This window comes from Corynebacterium comes, assembly GCF_009734405.1.
Taxonomy (GTDB): Bacteria; Actinomycetota; Actinomycetes; order Mycobacteriales; family Mycobacteriaceae; genus Corynebacterium; species Corynebacterium comes.
Genome location: NZ_CP046453.1, coordinates 1611902 through 1628064, shown reverse-complemented (window position 1 = coordinate 1628064; position 16163 = coordinate 1611902). Strand labels below are relative to the sequence as shown.

Annotated in this window: 17 protein-coding genes; 10 read left to right on the top strand and 7 right to left on the bottom strand. The window is 67.5% G+C overall.

Annotation, left to right across the window (positions count from 1 at the left end; all coding sequences use genetic code 11):
* Positions 1 to 7: 7 nt before the first annotated feature.
* Positions 8 to 1372, bottom strand: a complete 1365-nt coding sequence (locus CETAM_RS07845) for a DUF349 domain-containing protein (RefSeq protein WP_156228339.1) — start codon at positions 1370 to 1372, stop codon at positions 8 to 10.
* Between the two features lie 103 nt (positions 1373 to 1475).
* Here CETAM_RS07845 and CETAM_RS07840 point away from each other — a divergent pair, with 103 nt between their 5' ends.
* From CETAM_RS07840 to CETAM_RS07815, 6 genes are all read left to right on the top strand, one after another.
* Positions 1476 to 2075: a hypothetical protein gene (locus CETAM_RS07840; RefSeq protein WP_156228338.1), complete on the top strand. Its 600-nt coding sequence runs from the start codon at positions 1476 to 1478 to the stop codon at positions 2073 to 2075.
* A complete protein-coding gene (gene miaA, locus CETAM_RS07835; protein WP_156229438.1) occupies positions 2072 to 2974 on the top strand; it encodes a tRNA (adenosine(37)-N6)-dimethylallyltransferase MiaA in 903 nt (300 codons plus the stop codon). The genes CETAM_RS07840 and miaA overlap by 4 nt, the downstream gene beginning before the upstream one ends.
* 5 nt (positions 2975 to 2979) lie before the next feature.
* Positions 2980 to 3789, top strand: a complete 810-nt coding sequence (gene dapF, locus CETAM_RS07830) for a diaminopimelate epimerase (protein ID WP_156229437.1) — start codon at positions 2980 to 2982, stop codon at positions 3787 to 3789.
* Positions 3790 to 3834: 45 nt separating this feature from the next.
* Positions 3835 to 4113 (top strand): transposase, encoded by a 279-nt coding sequence (locus CETAM_RS07825; RefSeq protein ID WP_156228337.1) that lies wholly within the window; start codon positions 3835 to 3837, stop codon positions 4111 to 4113.
* Positions 4114 to 4115: 2 nt separating this feature from the next.
* Positions 4116 to 4457, top strand: coding sequence for a transposase (locus CETAM_RS07820; RefSeq protein ID WP_156228336.1), 342 nt, complete (start codon positions 4116 to 4118; stop codon positions 4455 to 4457).
* A gap of 217 nt (positions 4458 to 4674) precedes the next feature.
* Positions 4675 to 4953 carry a transposase gene (locus tag CETAM_RS07815; protein ID WP_156228335.1) on the top strand — a complete coding sequence of 93 codons (279 nt, stop codon included), beginning with the start codon at positions 4675 to 4677 and terminating at the stop codon, positions 4951 to 4953.
* Here CETAM_RS07815 and CETAM_RS07810 read toward each other — a convergent pair.
* Together CETAM_RS07810 and CETAM_RS07805 are read right to left on the bottom strand one after the other, a co-directional pair.
* Entirely contained in the window at positions 4950 to 5477 is a 528-nt protein-coding gene (locus CETAM_RS07810) for a hypothetical protein (RefSeq protein ID WP_231587397.1), read from the bottom strand. The two genes, CETAM_RS07815 and CETAM_RS07810, sit on opposite strands and share 4 nt — an antisense overlap.
* A gap of 9 nt (positions 5478 to 5486) precedes the next feature.
* Positions 5487 to 6233, bottom strand: coding sequence for a hypothetical protein (locus CETAM_RS07805; protein ID WP_156228334.1), 747 nt, complete (start codon positions 6231 to 6233; stop codon positions 5487 to 5489).
* 118 nt (positions 6234 to 6351) lie between these two features.
* On the opposite strand from CETAM_RS07805, the gene hflX reads away from it, so the two are divergent.
* From hflX to CETAM_RS07790, 3 genes are read left to right on the top strand one after another with little or no spacing between them, the layout of a single operon-like run.
* Positions 6352 to 7890: a GTPase HflX gene (gene hflX, locus CETAM_RS07800; protein WP_156228333.1), complete on the top strand. Its 1539-nt coding sequence runs from the start codon at positions 6352 to 6354 to the stop codon at positions 7888 to 7890.
* Positions 7891 to 7928: 38 nt separating this feature from the next.
* Positions 7929 to 9233 (top strand): uracil-xanthine permease family protein, encoded by a 1305-nt coding sequence (locus CETAM_RS07795; RefSeq protein WP_156229435.1) that lies wholly within the window; start codon positions 7929 to 7931, stop codon positions 9231 to 9233.
* Between the two features lie 9 nt (positions 9234 to 9242).
* Positions 9243 to 9713 (top strand): hypothetical protein, encoded by a 471-nt coding sequence (locus CETAM_RS07790; RefSeq protein ID WP_156228332.1) that lies wholly within the window; start codon positions 9243 to 9245, stop codon positions 9711 to 9713.
* Positions 9714 to 9776: 63 nt separating this feature from the next.
* On the opposite strand, the gene CETAM_RS07785 is transcribed toward CETAM_RS07790, so the two are convergent.
* The 3 genes from CETAM_RS07785 to CETAM_RS07775 are packed head-to-tail and all read right to left on the bottom strand — an operon-like array spanning position 9777 to position 13095.
* Positions 9777 to 10043 (bottom strand): HPr family phosphocarrier protein, encoded by a 267-nt coding sequence (locus CETAM_RS07785; RefSeq protein ID WP_156228331.1) that lies wholly within the window; start codon positions 10041 to 10043, stop codon positions 9777 to 9779.
* Between the two features lie 39 nt (positions 10044 to 10082).
* Positions 10083 to 12116, bottom strand: a complete 2034-nt coding sequence (locus CETAM_RS07780; protein ID WP_156228330.1) for a PTS fructose transporter subunit IIABC — start codon at positions 12114 to 12116, stop codon at positions 10083 to 10085.
* 16 nt (positions 12117 to 12132) lie between these two features.
* Complete coding sequence (locus tag CETAM_RS07775; protein ID WP_156228329.1) at positions 12133 to 13095, bottom strand: 1-phosphofructokinase family hexose kinase; 963 nt, start codon at positions 13093 to 13095, stop codon at positions 12133 to 12135.
* A 343-nt stretch (positions 13096 to 13438) separates the two neighbouring features.
* Here CETAM_RS07775 and ptsP point away from each other — a divergent pair, with 343 nt between their 5' ends.
* The gene (ptsP, locus tag CETAM_RS07770) at positions 13439 to 15133 is read left to right on the top strand and encodes a phosphoenolpyruvate--protein phosphotransferase (RefSeq protein WP_156228328.1); all 1695 of its coding nucleotides are present in this window, start codon (positions 13439 to 13441) and stop codon (positions 15131 to 15133) included.
* Positions 15134 to 15156: 23 nt separating this feature from the next.
* On the opposite strand, the gene CETAM_RS07765 is transcribed toward ptsP, so the two are convergent.
* Positions 15157 to 15939, bottom strand: a complete 783-nt coding sequence (locus CETAM_RS07765; protein WP_156228327.1) for a DeoR/GlpR family DNA-binding transcription regulator — start codon at positions 15937 to 15939, stop codon at positions 15157 to 15159.
* Positions 15940 to 16163: the final 224 nt, after the last annotated feature.

The window sequence follows — 16163 nt, the reverse complement described above, 5'->3', positions numbered from 1 at the left end:
ACCGCAACTAGAGGTCCTCCACTGCCTTGGCGGCGGTGTCTGCCCACTCCTGCCACTGTGCGGCCTGCTCGCGCAGCTTCGTGGCCTTCTTGGCGTTGCCCTTGGCCTCGGCTGCCTCAGCCTGGGCGGTGAACTCCTCCACCTTGGCCAGGAACTGGTTGGCGCGGGCCTGGGCCTCCGGGTCGGTGCGACGCCACTGGGACTCCTCGGCATCCGAGACACGCTTCTCGAACACCGCGATCTTGTCCTCGTACTCCCGCACCTGGCCGCGCGGGACGTAGCCGATCTCCTCCCACTTCTCCTGCAGCTCACGCAGCTTGGCGCGGGCGGTGTCGAGACCCTTGGCGGGGTCAATCTGGGAGTCGTAGGCGGCGATGAGCTCGTCCTTCGCCGTGGCGTTGGCGACGAACTCCTTGTCGCGCTCGCTGTTGACGGCGTTGCGGGCGTTGAAGAAGTGGTCCTGCGCGCCACGGAAGGCGTCCCACAGCTTGTCGTCGACCTCACGCGGGGCGCGGCCGGCGGCCTTCCACTCCTTCATCAGGTCGCGGAAGGCGTTGGCCGTCTCGTTCCAGTCGGTGGATTCCTTGAGGGCCTCAGCGCGCTCGACCAGTGCCTCCTTGGCGCGACGGGCGGTGGCGCGGTCCCGGTCCAGATCCGCGAAGTGGGAACCACGGCGACGGTTGAAGGCGTCGCGCGCGCGGGAGTAGCGCTTCCACAGGGTGTCATCGGTCTTGCGGTCGATCCCGCGGATGGTCTTCCACTCCTCGAGGATGTCGCGCATACGGTCGCCGACGACCTTCCAGTCGGTGGAGTTCTCGGCGAGCTCCTCCGCCTCACCCGCCAGTGCCTCCTTGCGGGCGATGGCCTGCTCACGACGCTTCGCCCGCTCAGCCTTGGCCTGCTCGCCAGCGGCTTCGGAATGTTCCATGATGGAGGCCAGTCGCCTGTCCAACGCCTCGAGGTCGCCGATGACGGAGGCCTTCGGCAGGGTCCCGCGCAACTGGGAGGCGGTCTCCTGGATGGAGTTCGCGTCGTCCGGGTGAGCGGCGAGACGGGTCTCCAGCAGCTCGACCTCGGTGGCCAGGTCATCGAAGCGGGTGCCGTAGTGGGCGAGTCCCTCCTCCGGGGTGCCTGCCTGCCAGGATCCGATCTCGCGTTCCCCGTCAGCGGTCCTGACGAACACCGTTCCGTCGGCGTCGATGCGGCCCCACTTGGCCGGATCGTTCTTCATCGGCCGGGCGACAGAGGGGATTGCCGGTCGCGGGGAGGGAGTGGGTCGGGATCCGACACCCGGGAGGGGACCCGGCTTCGGTCCCGGACGCGGGCCTGGTGTCGGGGAAGGCGTCGGGGAAGGCGTCGGGAAATTTGTCATGTCGGGGTCCTCTACTGGTCGTCATGCCGCGCGACACGGCTGCCACTTGTGCTCCACCAAACATACAGCGCACGGTTCGGGAGTGTCAGCAGGAGTCGGTAGGATGTCCCGGGTGAGCACCAACCTTGTCGTGATGCCCGCCGGACCGGCGCTGGTCCGCGCGCTCGCCCCCGCCGACGCAGCCGGTCGGCGCATCGCCACCAGCATCCTGTCGCTCGTCGACGCCGCCGGAACCCGCCCCATCCACCTGGTCGGTTCACGTTCCGCCCGCTGGGAGACGGATCTCGAGGGATCTTTCGGTGCCTGGGGTGCACCCCAGGTGACGGTCGGTGCCGGACGATTCCTGCCGGAGCTGGTGCAGCGGCACGTCCTGGGGGAGAGATCCTCGCGTATCGAGGACGTACGGGGGTCCCTGGGGGTGCCCGACCCGTCGGTGTTGACGCTGGTGGCGCTCGACGGCAGCGCGGGCCTGACTGCCCGGGCACCCCTGACCCTGCTGGATCGCGGCGCGGAGGCGGACCGGTGGTGCCGGGACATGTTGTCCGGCGGGCAGGTGGCCGACCCTGGGTTCCTGAGCGAGGCGGGGGTACTGGAACCTGAACTGTGGCTCCAGCTCGCGGCCCTGACACCACGTCGGGCAGCGCTGGTGGAGGCGGACACCTCCCACGGAGTCGGAAGGTATGTCGCGGCATGGGAGATCTGATCCGCCCGATCGCGGTGGTCGGACCAACCGCCTCCGGCAAATCCGCACTCGGCCTGCGCCTGGCCCATGAGCTGGGCGGTGAGGTGGTCAACGTCGACTCCATGCAGCTGTACCGGGGCATGGACATCGGCACCGCGAAGCTGACCCCGGAGGAGCGGGAGGGCATTCCCCACCATCAGCTGGACATCCTCGACGTCACCGCGACAGCGTCGGTGGCCCGCTACCAGGCCGATGCCGTCGCCGACGTCGAGGACATCATGTCCCGGGGCCGGGTGCCCATCCTCGTCGGCGGGTCGATGCTCTACGTCCAGTCGCTTGTCGACGACTGGCAGTTCCCACCCACCGATCCAGCCGTCCGCGCGCATTGGGAGGCGCGGCTGGCGGACATCGGTGTGGATGCCCTCCACTCGGAACTGGCCGCCGTGGACCCTGCCGCGGCCGTGATCATCGAGGACAAGGATCCGCGCCGCACAGTCCGCGCCCTCGAGGTCATCGAGCTGACGGGCAGACCCTTCACCGCCTCCCAGCCCCCGAAGAACGCTTCCCCGCGCTGGGACACCCGGATCCTGGGGTTACGCACCGACGCTGACTGGCTCAACCCGCGCATCGACCTGCGTACCCGCCAGATGTTTGAGCGGGGGTTCGTCGAGGAGGTCGACCGCCTGGTCACCGGGCACGGGCTGAGCGCCGATTCCACTGCCGGCCGCGCCATCGGCTACGCGCAGGTCCTGGCCGCCCGGGCCGGGGAACTGACCTGGGCGGAGGCGGTGGAGCGCACCATCACCGGCACCCGCCGCTACGTGCGCCGTCAGCGTTCCTGGTTCAACCGGGATCCCCGCATCACCTGGCTTGATGCGGCAGCGGATCCGGCTGATCGGGCGCTAGACTTTCTCGGGTGAACTCCATCGCCTTCGCCAAAGGTCACGGCACCGAGAATGACTTTCTCATCCTGCCCGGCAGCTTTGATCCCACCCCCGCCCAGGTCCGCGCCCTGTGCGACCGGCGTGCCGGTCTGGGCGCGGACGGGGTGCTGCGCGTCGACCGGCGCGACGGACGATGGTTCATGGACTACCGCAACGCGGACGGCTCGATCGCGGAGATGTGCGGCAACGGTGTGCGCGTCTTCGCCCACTGGCTGCGCTCCCGCGGCCTGGTCGACGAGGATCACTTCACCGTGGGCACCCGGGCAGGGGACAGGCAGGTGGTCGTGGAAGGGTGGACCGCCACGGCGGCGAGCGTCACCGTGGACATGGGGCCGGCCGAGGTGACCGGCGTGTCCACCGCCCACCTGGCCTCCCTGCAGGTCGCCGGTCTGGGAGTGAACATGGGCAACCCTCACCTGGCGTGCGTTCTGCCCGGCCTGGACGCCGCCAGGCTTCAAGCACTGGACCTGGGGGAGCCGGACTTCGACCGTGACTTCTTCCCCGACGGGGTGAATGTGGAGATCATCACCCCGCTCGTTGACGGCCACGTGCACATGCGTGTCCACGAACGCGGGGTGGGGGAGACCCGTTCGTGTGGCACGGGTACCGTCGCCGCGGCACGGGCGGCCCTGGCAGACGCCGGTCTGGCGGAGGGAACGGTGACGGTCCACATCCCCGGCGGTGAGGTCGTGGTGGAGATACTCAACGGTGCCTCCACCTTGACCGGTCCCTCGCGGATCATCGCCACGGGCGAGGTGGATCTGCAGGGTCTGTCCGGCCGGGAAGGCTAGGGTGTGTCTCCTAAATAGGTTGGTCGGCGGGGTGATGCTGGATCGGTGAGTGAGACTAAGAGTCGGTTTCGCGTTCTGACCGACCAGCAGTGGGAGACGGTCGCGCGCCTTCTACCCAGCAGCAACGGCCGGCCGGGTCGGCCCTTCCGCAACAGTGGGCTGGTCGTCGAGGGCATCATCTACCGCTACCGCACCGGAATCCCGTGGCGGGATCTGCTCCATGACGAGTTCGGGCCCTGGCAGACGGTCTGGAAGCGGCACCGCAGGTACTCAGCCGACGGCACCTGGGATGCGGTCCTGACCTATCTGCTGACTGTCTGCTGACTGTGGCCGACGCGGAGGGAAAAATCGACTGGGACGTCTCCGTCGACGCCTCGATCACCCGGTCTGAACAGGACACAGGGGGCACGGTCGAATCACCAGAATCCCCCCCGCTGGCGCTGACTGAACCGGCAGGTCACGGCATCGGCCGGTCGCGTGGCGGACTGTCGAGCAAGATTCATGCCGGCGTGGACGGGCATGGTCGTCCGTTGTCTGTGGTGGTCATCGGCGGGCGGCGCAATGACGGGGTGATGCTTCAGACCGTGCTCGACGACATTCATGTTCCCTGCCGTGGGCCGGGTCGTGCCAGGTCGCGCCCAGATGCGGTCCTGATCGAGTATTCGTAGGTGTGAAGGCCACCCAAAGGTGTGGTTGGGGGCCAGCGATATTGCCTGCGGGGGCCGGCAGCCGTCGTGATCTGTGTGTGATCGGGGCCACCGGCGTCCGCAGGCAATATCGCTGGCCCCCGAGCGCACCACGAGTAGCCCCGAAGCCTACGAATGCACCGTCAGTGTGCTAGCCCCCGGGCATACGACCGGTGGACCCCAGTGAAGCGATTATTCACTGGTCGACCGTCGCTACGCGACGACGGTGATCCGACGTCATCTGCGCGAGCAGGGGATCGTCGTGGCCAGTCAACGTAAAGGCAGCAAGGGTGGTCGCCCGCCCGCCTTTGACGCGCAGGCCTACAAGAGCCGCAACGTTGTGGAGCGGGCGTTTGCTCTGGCCAAGCAGTGGCGGGGTTTGGCCACCCGCTACGACAAACTCGCCGTGGTCTACCGTGGGGCCGTCGTCCTCTGTGCCGTGATCTCCTGGCTCAGGGTTTCAGGAGACATGCCCTAGTAGTCCGGTCCCAGCCGCTGTGCGGATTGGCGGGCGGCAATCCAGGCCTCGCGAATTCCCAGGGCACGGGCATCGGTCACCTTGAGGAGAGTCTCCAGCTGCGGGATATCCAGATCACCCTTGGTCAGCCGGGCGTCGATGCGGTTGAGGAAGCGTTTGGCGGTGGCGTACTCGTGATGGAACCCCGAGATGTCGGGATCGGCGCAGTCGAAGTCGAGCAGCGCCGGCCGGGTGAGCGTGCGGTCCGCCATGTGCTGGGCGTCAGGGGATGTGGAGAAGGCGTCGAACTCGTCGATGACGTCCTGGATGTCCTCCGCGGACAGGGCGATCGAGGAGCGCAGCGCGGTGGTTTCCGATTCATCGGGGCGTTTACCCACCACCAGGATCGCGATGGCAGCGATCGGCACGATGAGCAGGAGTCCCTGCAGTCGGAGGCTGGCCAGGATGATGAGGCTGCTGATCACCATGATCAGCAGGATCAGTATCCGTCGGTTCGGCTCCGACGGCATCATCCGGTCAGGCATGTCGGGTCCTCAGTGGCCGCCGCAGGCGCAGCCGCCGCCGCAACCGCCGCAACCGCCGTCCGACATCGGGGACAGTACTGAGGCGGTGAGCATCGCGGTGCCGGCGATGACGGAGTTCTTCTGGGGCAGCTCCGGGGCGTCGACAAGGCAGACGTCGAAGGGGAAGGCGCCGTCTACCGTGGCGTGGATGAAACGCTGGCCGGTGAGCTGGTTGTGGCGGTACTCGGCCTCCAGGACGCGGGCGGAGAAGGTGGCCGAGGCGTCGGGCGCGGACGCGCCGGAACCGGCGGCAACGACCTGGGCGCCCTCGGAGACCAGCAGGCCGAGGATCTCACCTGTGGCGGCCTCGTAGGCCTCCGGGGACTCGTAGGTCCGGGCGTCGAGGGCGAGGGCCGTGACACCCACCTGCTGCCACGTCTGAGTCGGCTGATCGACGAGCAGCGGACCCTGTGCGAGGTTGCAGGTGATGGAGGTCAGTACGGTGCCGTTGGGATCGACGATCTCGCAGAAGGCGAGGACGTCATTGACCATGCTGATGTGGGCGAAAGTCTGGGTGATCGACTCGAAACCGGCGAAAGTGGCGAAAGGCTCCACGGCCAGGATGTTGATCTGGGCGCCTGAGGCGTCCGTGTACTGGATCAGTTGTCCGCCCCGGATCTCGCCGGCGACGACCAGCTGGTTGGTGGCGATGGCCGCTTCCACGGCGTCCTGCCAACGGTCAAATCCCAGGCCGATGCTCTTCAGGTCGGTGCTCATGGTTGACCAGTCTAGCCCCTCGCGTGGGAGGGGAGAATTCTCCTTGATCGGGCCTGGCGGGAAGGAGCCGGGAGGTGGTGGCGCAGGCACTTGACAGGGCATGGGACAATGGTTGTCAATGACTGATGTTTCTGAGCACGACCATGATGATCTGCTGGCCCGCGCCTTCCGCGACAATGAGCCGCAGCCGCCCACGCCGGAGGACCCCGGCACTGATCTGTCCGGCCTGATCACCCCGACCACCGGTGAGCTGGATCTGGCGGAGCGTAACCGTGCCCGCCGGGGCAGCAGCAGCACCGAAATCAGGGCCTCCGACACCGAGGACATCACCGAGGTCGAGTACCGCAAGCTCCGTCTGGAGCAGGTCATCCTGGTGGGAGTCTGGACGGAGGGTTCTGCGGCGGAGGTCGAGGCCAACATGGCCGAGCTCGCCGCACTGGCGGAAACCGCCGGCGCCGAGGTCCTGGAGACGCTCTTCCAGCGTCGGGACAAACCGGACCCGGGCACCTACATCGGCTCAGGCAAGGTCCAGGAGCTCAAGGACATCATCGCCGCCACCGACGCCGACACCGTCATCTGCGACGGTGAGCTCTCACCTGGTCAGCTCGTCGCACTCGAGACTGCACTGAACACCAAGGTCATCGACCGCACCATGCTCATCCTCGACATCTTCGCCCAGCACGCGAAGTCGAAGGAGGGCAAGGCGCAGGTGTCGCTGGCGCAGATGGAGTACCTCTACTCGCGCGTGCGTGGTTGGGGCGGCAACCTCTCGCGCCAGGCCGGCGGTCGCGCCGGATCGAACGGTGGCGTGGGCCTGCGTGGTCCGGGTGAGACCCGTATCGAAGCTGACCGTCGCCGCCTGCGCACCGACATGGCCAAGCTCCGACGCGAGCTCTCGGGCATGAAGATGGCGCGAGAGATCAAACGGCATCGCCGCCAGTCGTCGACGATCCCGCAGATCGCCATCGCCGGATACACCAACGCCGGCAAGTCCTCGCTGATCAACGCGCTCACGGGCGCGGGCGTGCTGGTGGAGGACGCGCTGTTCGCCACCCTGGATCCCACGACCCGTCGCGCGGAGCTCGCCGACGGCCGCGCCGTGGTCTTCACCGACACCGTCGGATTCGTCCGTCACCTGCCGACCCAGCTCATCGAGGCCTTTAAATCGACCCTCGAGGAAGTGCTCGCGGCGGACCTGGTACTGCACGTCGTCGACGGCTCCGACCCGTTCCCCCTCAAGCAGATCGAGGCCGTGAACAAGGTCATCTATGACATCGTCAAGAAGAGCGGCGAAGAGGCCCCGCCGGAATTGATCGTGGTGAACAAGATCGACCGGGCCGACCCACTGGTGCTGGCCGAGCTGCGTCACGCCGTAGACGACGCCGTGTACGTCTCAGCGGTCACCGGCGAGGGCATCCCAGAACTCGAGGCGCGCATCGAGCTGTTCCTGAACTCCCTCGACGACCACCTCGTCCTGCTGTTGCCCTTCACCCGCGGTGACGTCATCTCCCGACTCCACGAGTACGGCACCGTCCGTTCCGAGGAGTACACGGAGCACGGCACGCTCATCGACGTCCGCCTGCCCAGGTCCCTCGCGACCGAGCTCGCGGAATTCGCGGTGGAACCGGAATCGGACGGCGCTCCCGAAGCCTCCTGAGCGCTGCAGTCCCTCCCGGGGGTTAGTGTTGATCCGTGATAACCAAGACCTCCAGTGAGTCCCGCGGCCGTTTCGGCTGGACTGTTCATGGCGACGGCAGGAAGATCCAACCCGGCGCGGTCGTCGCGCCCGACGAGCGGTTGAGCTGGCCGCGCACCATCGGCATCGGTATGCAGCACGTGGTGGCCATGTTCGGTGCCACTCTGCTGGTGCCCACCCTCACCGGTTTCCCGGTGAACACCACCCTCCTGTTCTCCGGTATCGGCACGATGCTCTTCCTGCTGATCACCCGCAACCGACTGCCCAGCTACCTGGGCTCCTCCTTCGCCTTCATCGCCCCCCTGATGGCCAGCCAGCAGCACGGCATGGGGGCGCAGCTCGGTGGCGTGCTGGTCGCAGGTCTGGTGCTCGTCACAGTGGGCTTCATCGTCCGGGCCGCCGGTCGGCGCGTGCTGGATGCCGTCATGCCGCCCGCCGTCACCGGCGCGATCGTCGCGTTGATCGGCCTGAACCTGGCGCCCGTGGCCACGGGCAACTTCCAGGCCCAGCCCCTGGTGGCCACCGTGACGCTGGCCGCCATCGTGCTGGCCACCGTCGCGGGCCGTGGCATGGTGGCCCGCCTGGGCATCCTCATCGGCGTGGTCATCGGCTGGGTGTTCGCAGCCGTCACTGGCAACCTCGCGGAGGGTTCGGGGGACGCCATCGCGCAGGCCGCCTGGTTCGGCGTGCCGGGGTTCCATGCGCCGGAGTTCAAGCTCTCCGCCATCCTGGTGACCCTGCCGGTGATCATCGTCCTGATCGCGGAGAACGTGGGCCACGTCAAGGCGGTCAGTGAGATGACGGGCCGCAATCTCGATGACCTGGCCGGTGACGCTCTGGTCGCTGACGGCCTGGCCACCACCCTCGCCGGATCCTTCGGCGGTTCGGGTACCACCACCTACGCGGAGAACATCGGCGTCATGGCAGCCACCCGCGTGTACTCGACGGCCGCGTACTGGGTCGCGGCGCTGACGGCGGTCGCGCTGGCGTTCGTCCCGAAGTTCGGGGCGCTCATCTTCACCATCCCCTCCGGTGTGCTCGGCGGGGCGACGATCGTGCTCTACGGGCTCATCGGAATGCTGGGTGTGCGCATCTGGCAGGACAACAACGTCAACTTCAACAACCCCGTCAACCTCACGGCGGCAGCGGTGGCGCTCATCGCGGGCGTGGGCAACCTGACCCTCACGGTCTTCGGTGTGGAGCTCGAGGGCATCGCCTGGGGCTCCGCCGGCATTCTCGTCGCCTACCCGGTGCTGAAGAAGCTCTACACGTCGGTCGGTGAAGGGAAAGCCGCGACGTTCTAGGCTGGGGGCATGACCCGCGAACGCATCATCACAGTCCCCGCCCACACACTCGTGGCCAGCCGTGAGACGATCCCCGCCGACAACATGCAGGGGTACTTCGACCGCGCCTTCACCCGTTCGATCGAGGCGATCCAGTCCGTCGGCGCCAGCCCCGCCGGCCCGGCCCGTGCCTACTATTTTTCCCCGCTCACCGACGTCGTGGATCTCGCAGGCGGTTTCCCCCTCGCGGAGGAGTACGTCGAGGCCGTGGAGGCGGCGTTTCCCGACCTGGTCCATCGGATCCCGGAGTTCCGTGTGATCACCGGACGCCACCGTGGCCCCTACGACCAGTTGGGTGTCACCTGGCAGGAACTCATCGAGCACATCCGGGACCTCGGACAGCAGACGGGCCCGGTGTTCTGGGAGGAGTACATCACCATGCCCACCCCGGACGCCGACCCGGCCGACATGATCACCGATCTCTACGCCACTCTCGTCTGACCCGCCCGACGACAGGACACGCCGCCCACCGGTGTCGGTGGGCGGCGTTTTTCCGGGGTGTGGCTAAGCGTCGAGGTCGGACTCGATGAGCGCGGCGATCTTCTCCACGGCCTCGGCGTTGGTCGAGGTGATGGTGACCCGGTCACCCTTCTCGGCGCCGAGGGCCATGATCATGAGGGAGGATGCGGCGTCAGCCTCCTCGCCGTCCTCGTCACCGACCAGGGTGAGGATGATCTCGTCGTCGTATTCTGCGGCTGCGTCGGCGACGACGGCGGCGGGACGGGCGTGGAGACCGACTGCGGAGCCGACGGTGACGGTGGTGGAGGCCATGGGGTGTGGTCCTTTCGTTAGGGGGTGATCAAGGCCAGCTTAGGCATTGACTGTGGCGGCCGCCATGGCCTGGGTGGCCTTGTTCGGCCAGAACTGCTTGAGTGCCACGACGGTGGCGGCGGAGATGATGGTGCCGACGATGATCGCCAGGAGGAAGCCCCACCACGGGTCGATGGCGAAGAGCACGAACACACCGCCGTGGGGAGCGCGGGAGCCGACTCCCAGGCCCATGGAGATCGCGCCGGTGACGGCGCCGCCGGCCATCATGGACGGGATGACGCGGAAAGGATCGGCCGCGGCGAAGGGAATGGCACCCTCGGAGATGAAGGACAGGCCGAGCAGCCAGGCGGATTTGCCGTTCTCCTGCTCCGCCGGAGTGAACAGGCTCTCCCGGGCGAGGGTGGCCAGGGACATCGCGATGGGCGGGACCATGCCGGCGGCCATGACGGCGGCCATGATCTGCATGGAGGCCTCATCGCCGGTGGACAGGCCCGCGGTGGCGAAGAGGTACGCCGCCTTGTTCACCGGGCCACCGAGGTCGAAGCACATCATCAGGCCGAGGATGATGCCGAGCACGACCGCCGAGGAGCCGGACAGGGACGAGAGCCAGTCGGTCAGCCCGGTCATGATTCCCTCGAGGGGGCGGCCGAGCAGGAGGAACATCGTCAGGCCCACGATCAGCGAGGTCAGCAGCGGGATGATCACCACGGGCATGAGCGAGGCCAGGATCCGCGGGACCTTCCAGTTGCCGATCCACAGGGCGACCAGTCCGGCGAGGATGCCGGTGACCAGACCGCCGATGAAGCCCGCACCGATGAGGACCGAGATCGCACCTCCCACGAAGCCGGGGGCGATGCCCGGTCGACCTGCCAGGGCGTAGGCGGTGTAGCCGGACAGCGCGGCGACGATGAAGCCCATCGCCATCTGACCCGTGGCGAACAGCACCGCGCCCAGGTAAAGGGCGAGGCCGGAGCGGTCGAAGGTCACGGTGGCGCCGTCGACCAGCACGTCGTTGCCGGGGAGGTTCGTCAGTGAGTGCTGGAGGGTGATGGCCTGCCAGCCGTTGGCCATGTCGTAGCCGCCGACCAGGAAGCCGAGTGCCAGGAGGAGGCCACCGGCGGCGACGAACGGGATCATGTAGGAGACGCCGGTCATCACGGCCTGCTGGATGCGGCGCGCCCAGCTCAGTTGTGAGGTGTTCTCGGTGCTCGCGGCAGTGACGGGTCCTGCCGTCACGCGTCGTGCGTCGGGGTTGCCGGCCGCAGCGACGGCCTCGTCGATCATCTTGGCGGGCTCGTTGATGGCACGCTTGACGGGGGATTCGATGACGGGTTTGCCGGCGAAGCGTTCCTTGTCCCGCACCCCGACGTCGGTGGCGAAGATGACGGCGTCGGCGGCCGTGATCAGGGCCGGATCCAGCGCCTGGGTGGAGGATGAGCCCTGGGTTTCGACGACCAGGTCGACGTCGTCACGCGACTGCGCGTTCAGCGTCAGCGCATCCGCGGCCATGTAGGTGTGCGCGATGCCGGTCGGGCAGGCGGTCACCGCGACGATCCGGGTGACCTTCTTGCCCGGTGTCGGCGTCGGCGTCGCCGCAGGCTGCTCGGCCTGCTTCTCGACGCCCGCATCGCCCACCACCTCAGTCACCGCGGCGACGATGTCCTCGGCGGTGCCGGCGGCACGGAGCCGGTCGATGAAGTCGCCGCGCACGAGCGCGCGGGCGAGCTTCGACAGGATCTTCAGATGCGCCTTGCCGCCTCCCGCGGGAGCGGCGATGAGGAACACGAGATCGGAATCTCCGTCCGGGCCACCGAAGTTCACCGGCCGGGACAGGCGCGCGAACGCCAGGGTTGGTTCGCTGACGGTCTCGGAACGACAGTGGGGGATGGCGACCCTGCCCGGGACGCCGGTGGGGTTCTGTGCCTCGCGGGTGAGGGCGTCGCCCGCAAGCAGGGACGCGGAGCCGGCGCGGCCGGCGGCGTGGACGAGACCGGCGAGCGCGTTGATGACGTCGGTGGTGGTGGATCCGAAGTCTGTGTCCAGACGGACCAGATCGGTGGTGATGATGGACATGGATTACCTCAGCGTCTTAGAGGGCACGCACGTGCGTGTCGGTGAGATTCAGCTGTGCAGGGGACGGAATGGTGGTGCCGGGCAGGCCGGTGGCGGCGGTGCCGTAGGCGACGGCACGGGCGAGGCAGTCGGCGGGACCGCCTCCCTCGGCCCGGGCGATGAGATAGCCGGCGAGCGAACTGTCACCCGCGCCGACCGTGGACATGACCTCCACCGGCGGCGGGGTGGCAAACCAGGCGCCCCTGCGGGTGACCAGCGCCGCCCCGGCCGCACCCAGGGTGACCAGCACCTCGTTGACGCCCCGCTCGATGACCAGGCGGGCGGCGGTGACGACCTCGTCGAAATCGCCGACCGCAGCGGCCGCTTCCAACGCCTCGCCGTCGCGGTCCGTCAGCTGCCCGAGTTCCAGGCCGTTCGGCTTGATGAGGGTGGGGGCCGCCGTCTCCAGGCCGCGTCCGAGCGCGCGGATCGCCTCATCGGAGGTGTCGACGGCGACGGGCAGCTGCGGGTGGGTGGCCCGGACCGTGGCGATGAGCGAGGTGTACCAGTCGAGGGGCACGCCCGGCGGCAGAGATCCGGCCATGACCAGCCACGAGGAGTTCGCGGCGAGTTGGGTCACCGCCTGCTCGATGGAGCGGCGGGCCGTGGCGTCGATGGTCGCGCCGGGGCCGTTGATCTTGGTGGTCGTGCCGTCGGGCTCGGTGATCGTGGCGTTGATCCGTACACCCTCGTCCACCGGTATGGCATGGAAGGGGATGCCGGTCTGCCGTGTCAGCGCCACGAAGGGGTCGTTGGTGTCGGCGGGGAAGACCGCCAGCGTGTGCTTCTCGGCGAGCAGCATCGCGTGCGAGACGTTGACGCCCTTGCCGCCGGCTACCTGGGTGATCGAGGTGGGGCGTTGGACGTGTCCGCGACGCAGTTCCGAGTCCAGCTGCATGGTGGCATCGATGCTGGGGTTCGGTGTCAAGGTGAGTATCACTGTCGGCTCCCTGTCCGGTCGGGAAATTCTGGAAACGGGGACGGGGTGGAATAAACTTCCGTCGCCGCTCTACGTGGTGTGGCCTGACGGCCGAATATTGTCTTGAGCTGGCCCAATCGTATGATGTGAGGTCTGGGTTCCGGGCGACTCCACCGCAGGGCGGGCAGTCCGTTATGCAAATGATGAACTAGGTCACATTTCATGTGGGGTTGTGACGTAAGTATTGTCCGTTTGTGCCCGGTTGTCAAGGGGTGGCGGTGTCCGATTGATTGCGAAACGGTGGATTCTATGATGTTCTGGAGATCACAGCCACCCTCATCCTGTGAGACAGGAGACAAATATCATGGATGATGTCCGAAACCCCTCAGGTGCAACAGCCATAAAAGGTACCGGTGTCGTCGCCGGTGTCGCCTACGCCCCGGTGGTGTGGGTCCGGCCGCGCCCGGCCCTGCCCGAGGCCGGCGCAACACTCACCGAGGACGCCCGGGAACCTGAGTTTGAACGCTTCAGTGCCGCGGCAGACACCGTCGCGGAGCGTCTGGCGGACCGGGCCGCAACCGTCGAGGGCGTCGCCGCCGACGTGCTCACCGCCACCGTCGGCATGGTCAGGGACCGGGGCTGGCGCCGCACGGTGAAGAAGAACATCTCCGCCGGGCACCCGGCCGAGTACGCCACCGTTGCCGCCACCCAGAAGTTCGTCGGCATGTTCGAGGCCGCGGGGGGTGTCATGGCCGAGCGGACCACCGACCTCAAGGACATCCGCGACCGCGTCATCGCCGAGCTGCGTGGGGAACCGGAGCCCGGCCTGCCCGATGTCGAGGGTGAAGGCGTTCTCTTCGCCGACGATCTCTCACCCGCGGACACGGCCACCCTGGACCCCGCCCACATCATCGCGCTGGTCACCGAACTCGGCGGACCCACGAGCCATACCGCGATCATCGCCCGTCAGCTCAACCTGCCCTGCATCGTGGCCACGGGCGAAGGGCTGCGCCAGATACCTGCAGGTGAGTTCGTGCTTGTCGACGGCGCCCTGGGCACCGTCACCCGCAACGCCGAAGAGGCGTCCGCCCGCGCCACCGTCCTCGAATTCCGCGAGCGAGCGGCGGTCATCGCCCAGTGGCGGGGCCCCGCCCGGACCACGGACGGCCACCGCGTGCAGTTGCTGGCCAACGTCGCAGACGGCAACGCCGCCCGCATCGCAGCCGGTACCCAGGCCGAGGGCATCGGCCTGTACCGGACCGAGATGAGCTTCCTCTCCACGTCCACGGAACCCACGGTGGAGGAGCAGGCGGCGGTCTACCGCAAGGTGTTCGACGCCTTTCCCGCGTCCAAGGTTGTCATCCGCACCCTCGACGCAGGATCCGACAAGCCCATCGCCTTCGCGAACATGGCGCAGGAGGAGAACCCCGCACTCGGAGTGCGTGGCCTGCGCATCGCCCTGGGCAACGAGGGGCTGCTCACCCGCCAGCTCGACGCCATCGCGCTGGCCGCCGAGGGGCGGGGGGAGAATGCCCCCACCTGGGTCATGGCCCCCATGGTGGCCACTGAATCGGAGGCCGGATGGTTTGCCGGACTCTGCCGCGACCGGGGCCTGACCCCGGGCGCGATGATCGAGGTCCCTGCGGCCGCGTTGATGTCCGACAAACTCATGCCGCACCTGGACTTCGTCTCCATCGGTACCAATGACCTCACCCAGTACACGATGGCCGCCGATCGTCTGTCCCCCCAGCTGGCGTACCTGACGGATCCTTGGCAACCGGCGGTGTTGCGACTGGTGAAGGAAACCTGTCGGGTCGGGGAGGATACGGGAACCCCCGTCGGTGTCTGCGGCGAGGCCGCCGCTGATCCGCTGCTCGCGTGCGTGCTCACAGGTCTGGGCGTGACCTCGCTGTCTGCGGCATCGACCGCCCTGGCCGGGGTCGGTGCCCAGCTGTCCTCCGTGGATCTGGCCACCTGCCGGGAAGTCGCCGAGGCTGTTCTCGACACCTCCGGGGCTGCCGCCGCACGCGAAGTCGCCCGTCAGATGCTCCTGGGCTGACCTGCTCCCGGAGAGACGCGGGGTCAGTCGCCCGCGATCACAACCTCGATCTCGCGCTCCCGCAGTGCCGACAGGAAGGACTCGGGGGCCGCGGAATCGGTGATAACCACGTCAATGTCGTCGATGCCGGCGAAACTGACCAGGTAGTCGGTGCCCAGCTTGGTGGAGTCGCAGAGGACAACCACCTTGTGGGCGTTGGTCACCATGGCGGATTTGATCGCAGCCTCCTGGGAGTCCGCCGTGGAAAGCCCGTGATCGAGGGTGAGTGCGTTGGTGCCGATGAACGCGACGTCCGCCCGCATGAGCGCCAGGGTGCGAAGGGCGGTGTCACCCACGACCGCCTGCGTGATGGCGCGCACCGAACCTCCGAGAAGCTGAACCTCCCGGAGCCCCTTGTTGGCCAGGTTCAGGGAGATCGGCAGGCTGTTGGTCACGATGGACCACTGTTCGGCGTTCGGCTGCTCGGCGATGAGCTCCGCCAGCGTGCCGATGGTGGAACCCGAGTCCAGGAAGAGCCCGCCGCGGGGCTCCGGAAGATAGCGCAGTGCCGCCCGCGCGATGGCTGATTTGGCGGTGGGGGCGGAACGGAAACGCGCGTCGAGGGAGAACTCTGCCGTCTGAAAAGTCTGGCTGGCCACGGCGCCACCGTGAACCCGGTGCACCACGCCCTCCCTGTCGAGCACGGCGAGATCCCGACGAATGGTCTCCGCTGTGACATCAAACCGGTTCGCCAGCTCGGTGACGTTGACCCGACCCTCAACAGCGGTGAGGGAGGCGATCTGTCTGCGACGCTCCTCTGCGTACATGGGTTCTCCTCTGTCGCCTCACGGACGGAATCGGACAAAAATGGATGTCTGTTTCCGCCATTGTTCCAAAATAAAAGGCCGCAGGGAAGAGAATGGGGATTAGCCAGTACAAATAGGTGCGAACCGGAGGACATCAAGCGAAAGGCGGTCGGCCGGGCCTGTCATCAAACCGGGCCCGTTCCCGTGGGTTGATGTGGAATTCTGTGCCGTCAATTGTCTGACTG

Coding starts and splice junctions, on each gene's coding strand:
- CETAM_RS07845 (WP_156228339.1), bottom strand. CDS start 1,372: ATGACAAATTTCCCGACGCCTTCCCCGACGCCTTCCCCGACACCAGGC.
- CETAM_RS07840 (WP_156228338.1), top strand. CDS start 1,476: ATGTCCCGGGTGAGCACCAACCTTGTCGTGATGCCCGCCGGACCGGCG.
- CETAM_RS07810 (WP_231587397.1), bottom strand. CDS start 5,477: ATGCCTGACCGGATGATGCCGTCGGAGCCGAACCGACGGATACTGATC.
- CETAM_RS07805 (WP_156228334.1), bottom strand. CDS start 6,233: ATGAGCACCGACCTGAAGAGCATCGGCCTGGGATTTGACCGTTGGCAG.
- hflX (WP_156228333.1), top strand. CDS start 6,352: ATGACTGATGTTTCTGAGCACGACCATGATGATCTGCTGGCCCGCGCC.
- CETAM_RS07790 (WP_156228332.1), top strand. CDS start 9,243: ATGACCCGCGAACGCATCATCACAGTCCCCGCCCACACACTCGTGGCC.
- CETAM_RS07785 (WP_156228331.1), bottom strand. CDS start 10,043: ATGGCCTCCACCACCGTCACCGTCGGCTCCGCAGTCGGTCTCCACGCC.
- CETAM_RS07780 (WP_156228330.1), bottom strand. CDS start 12,116: ATGTCCATCATCACCACCGATCTGGTCCGTCTGGACACAGACTTCGGA.
- ptsP (WP_156228328.1), top strand. CDS start 13,439: ATGGATGATGTCCGAAACCCCTCAGGTGCAACAGCCATAAAAGGTACC.
- CETAM_RS07765 (WP_156228327.1), bottom strand. CDS start 15,939: ATGTACGCAGAGGAGCGTCGCAGACAGATCGCCTCCCTCACCGCTGTT.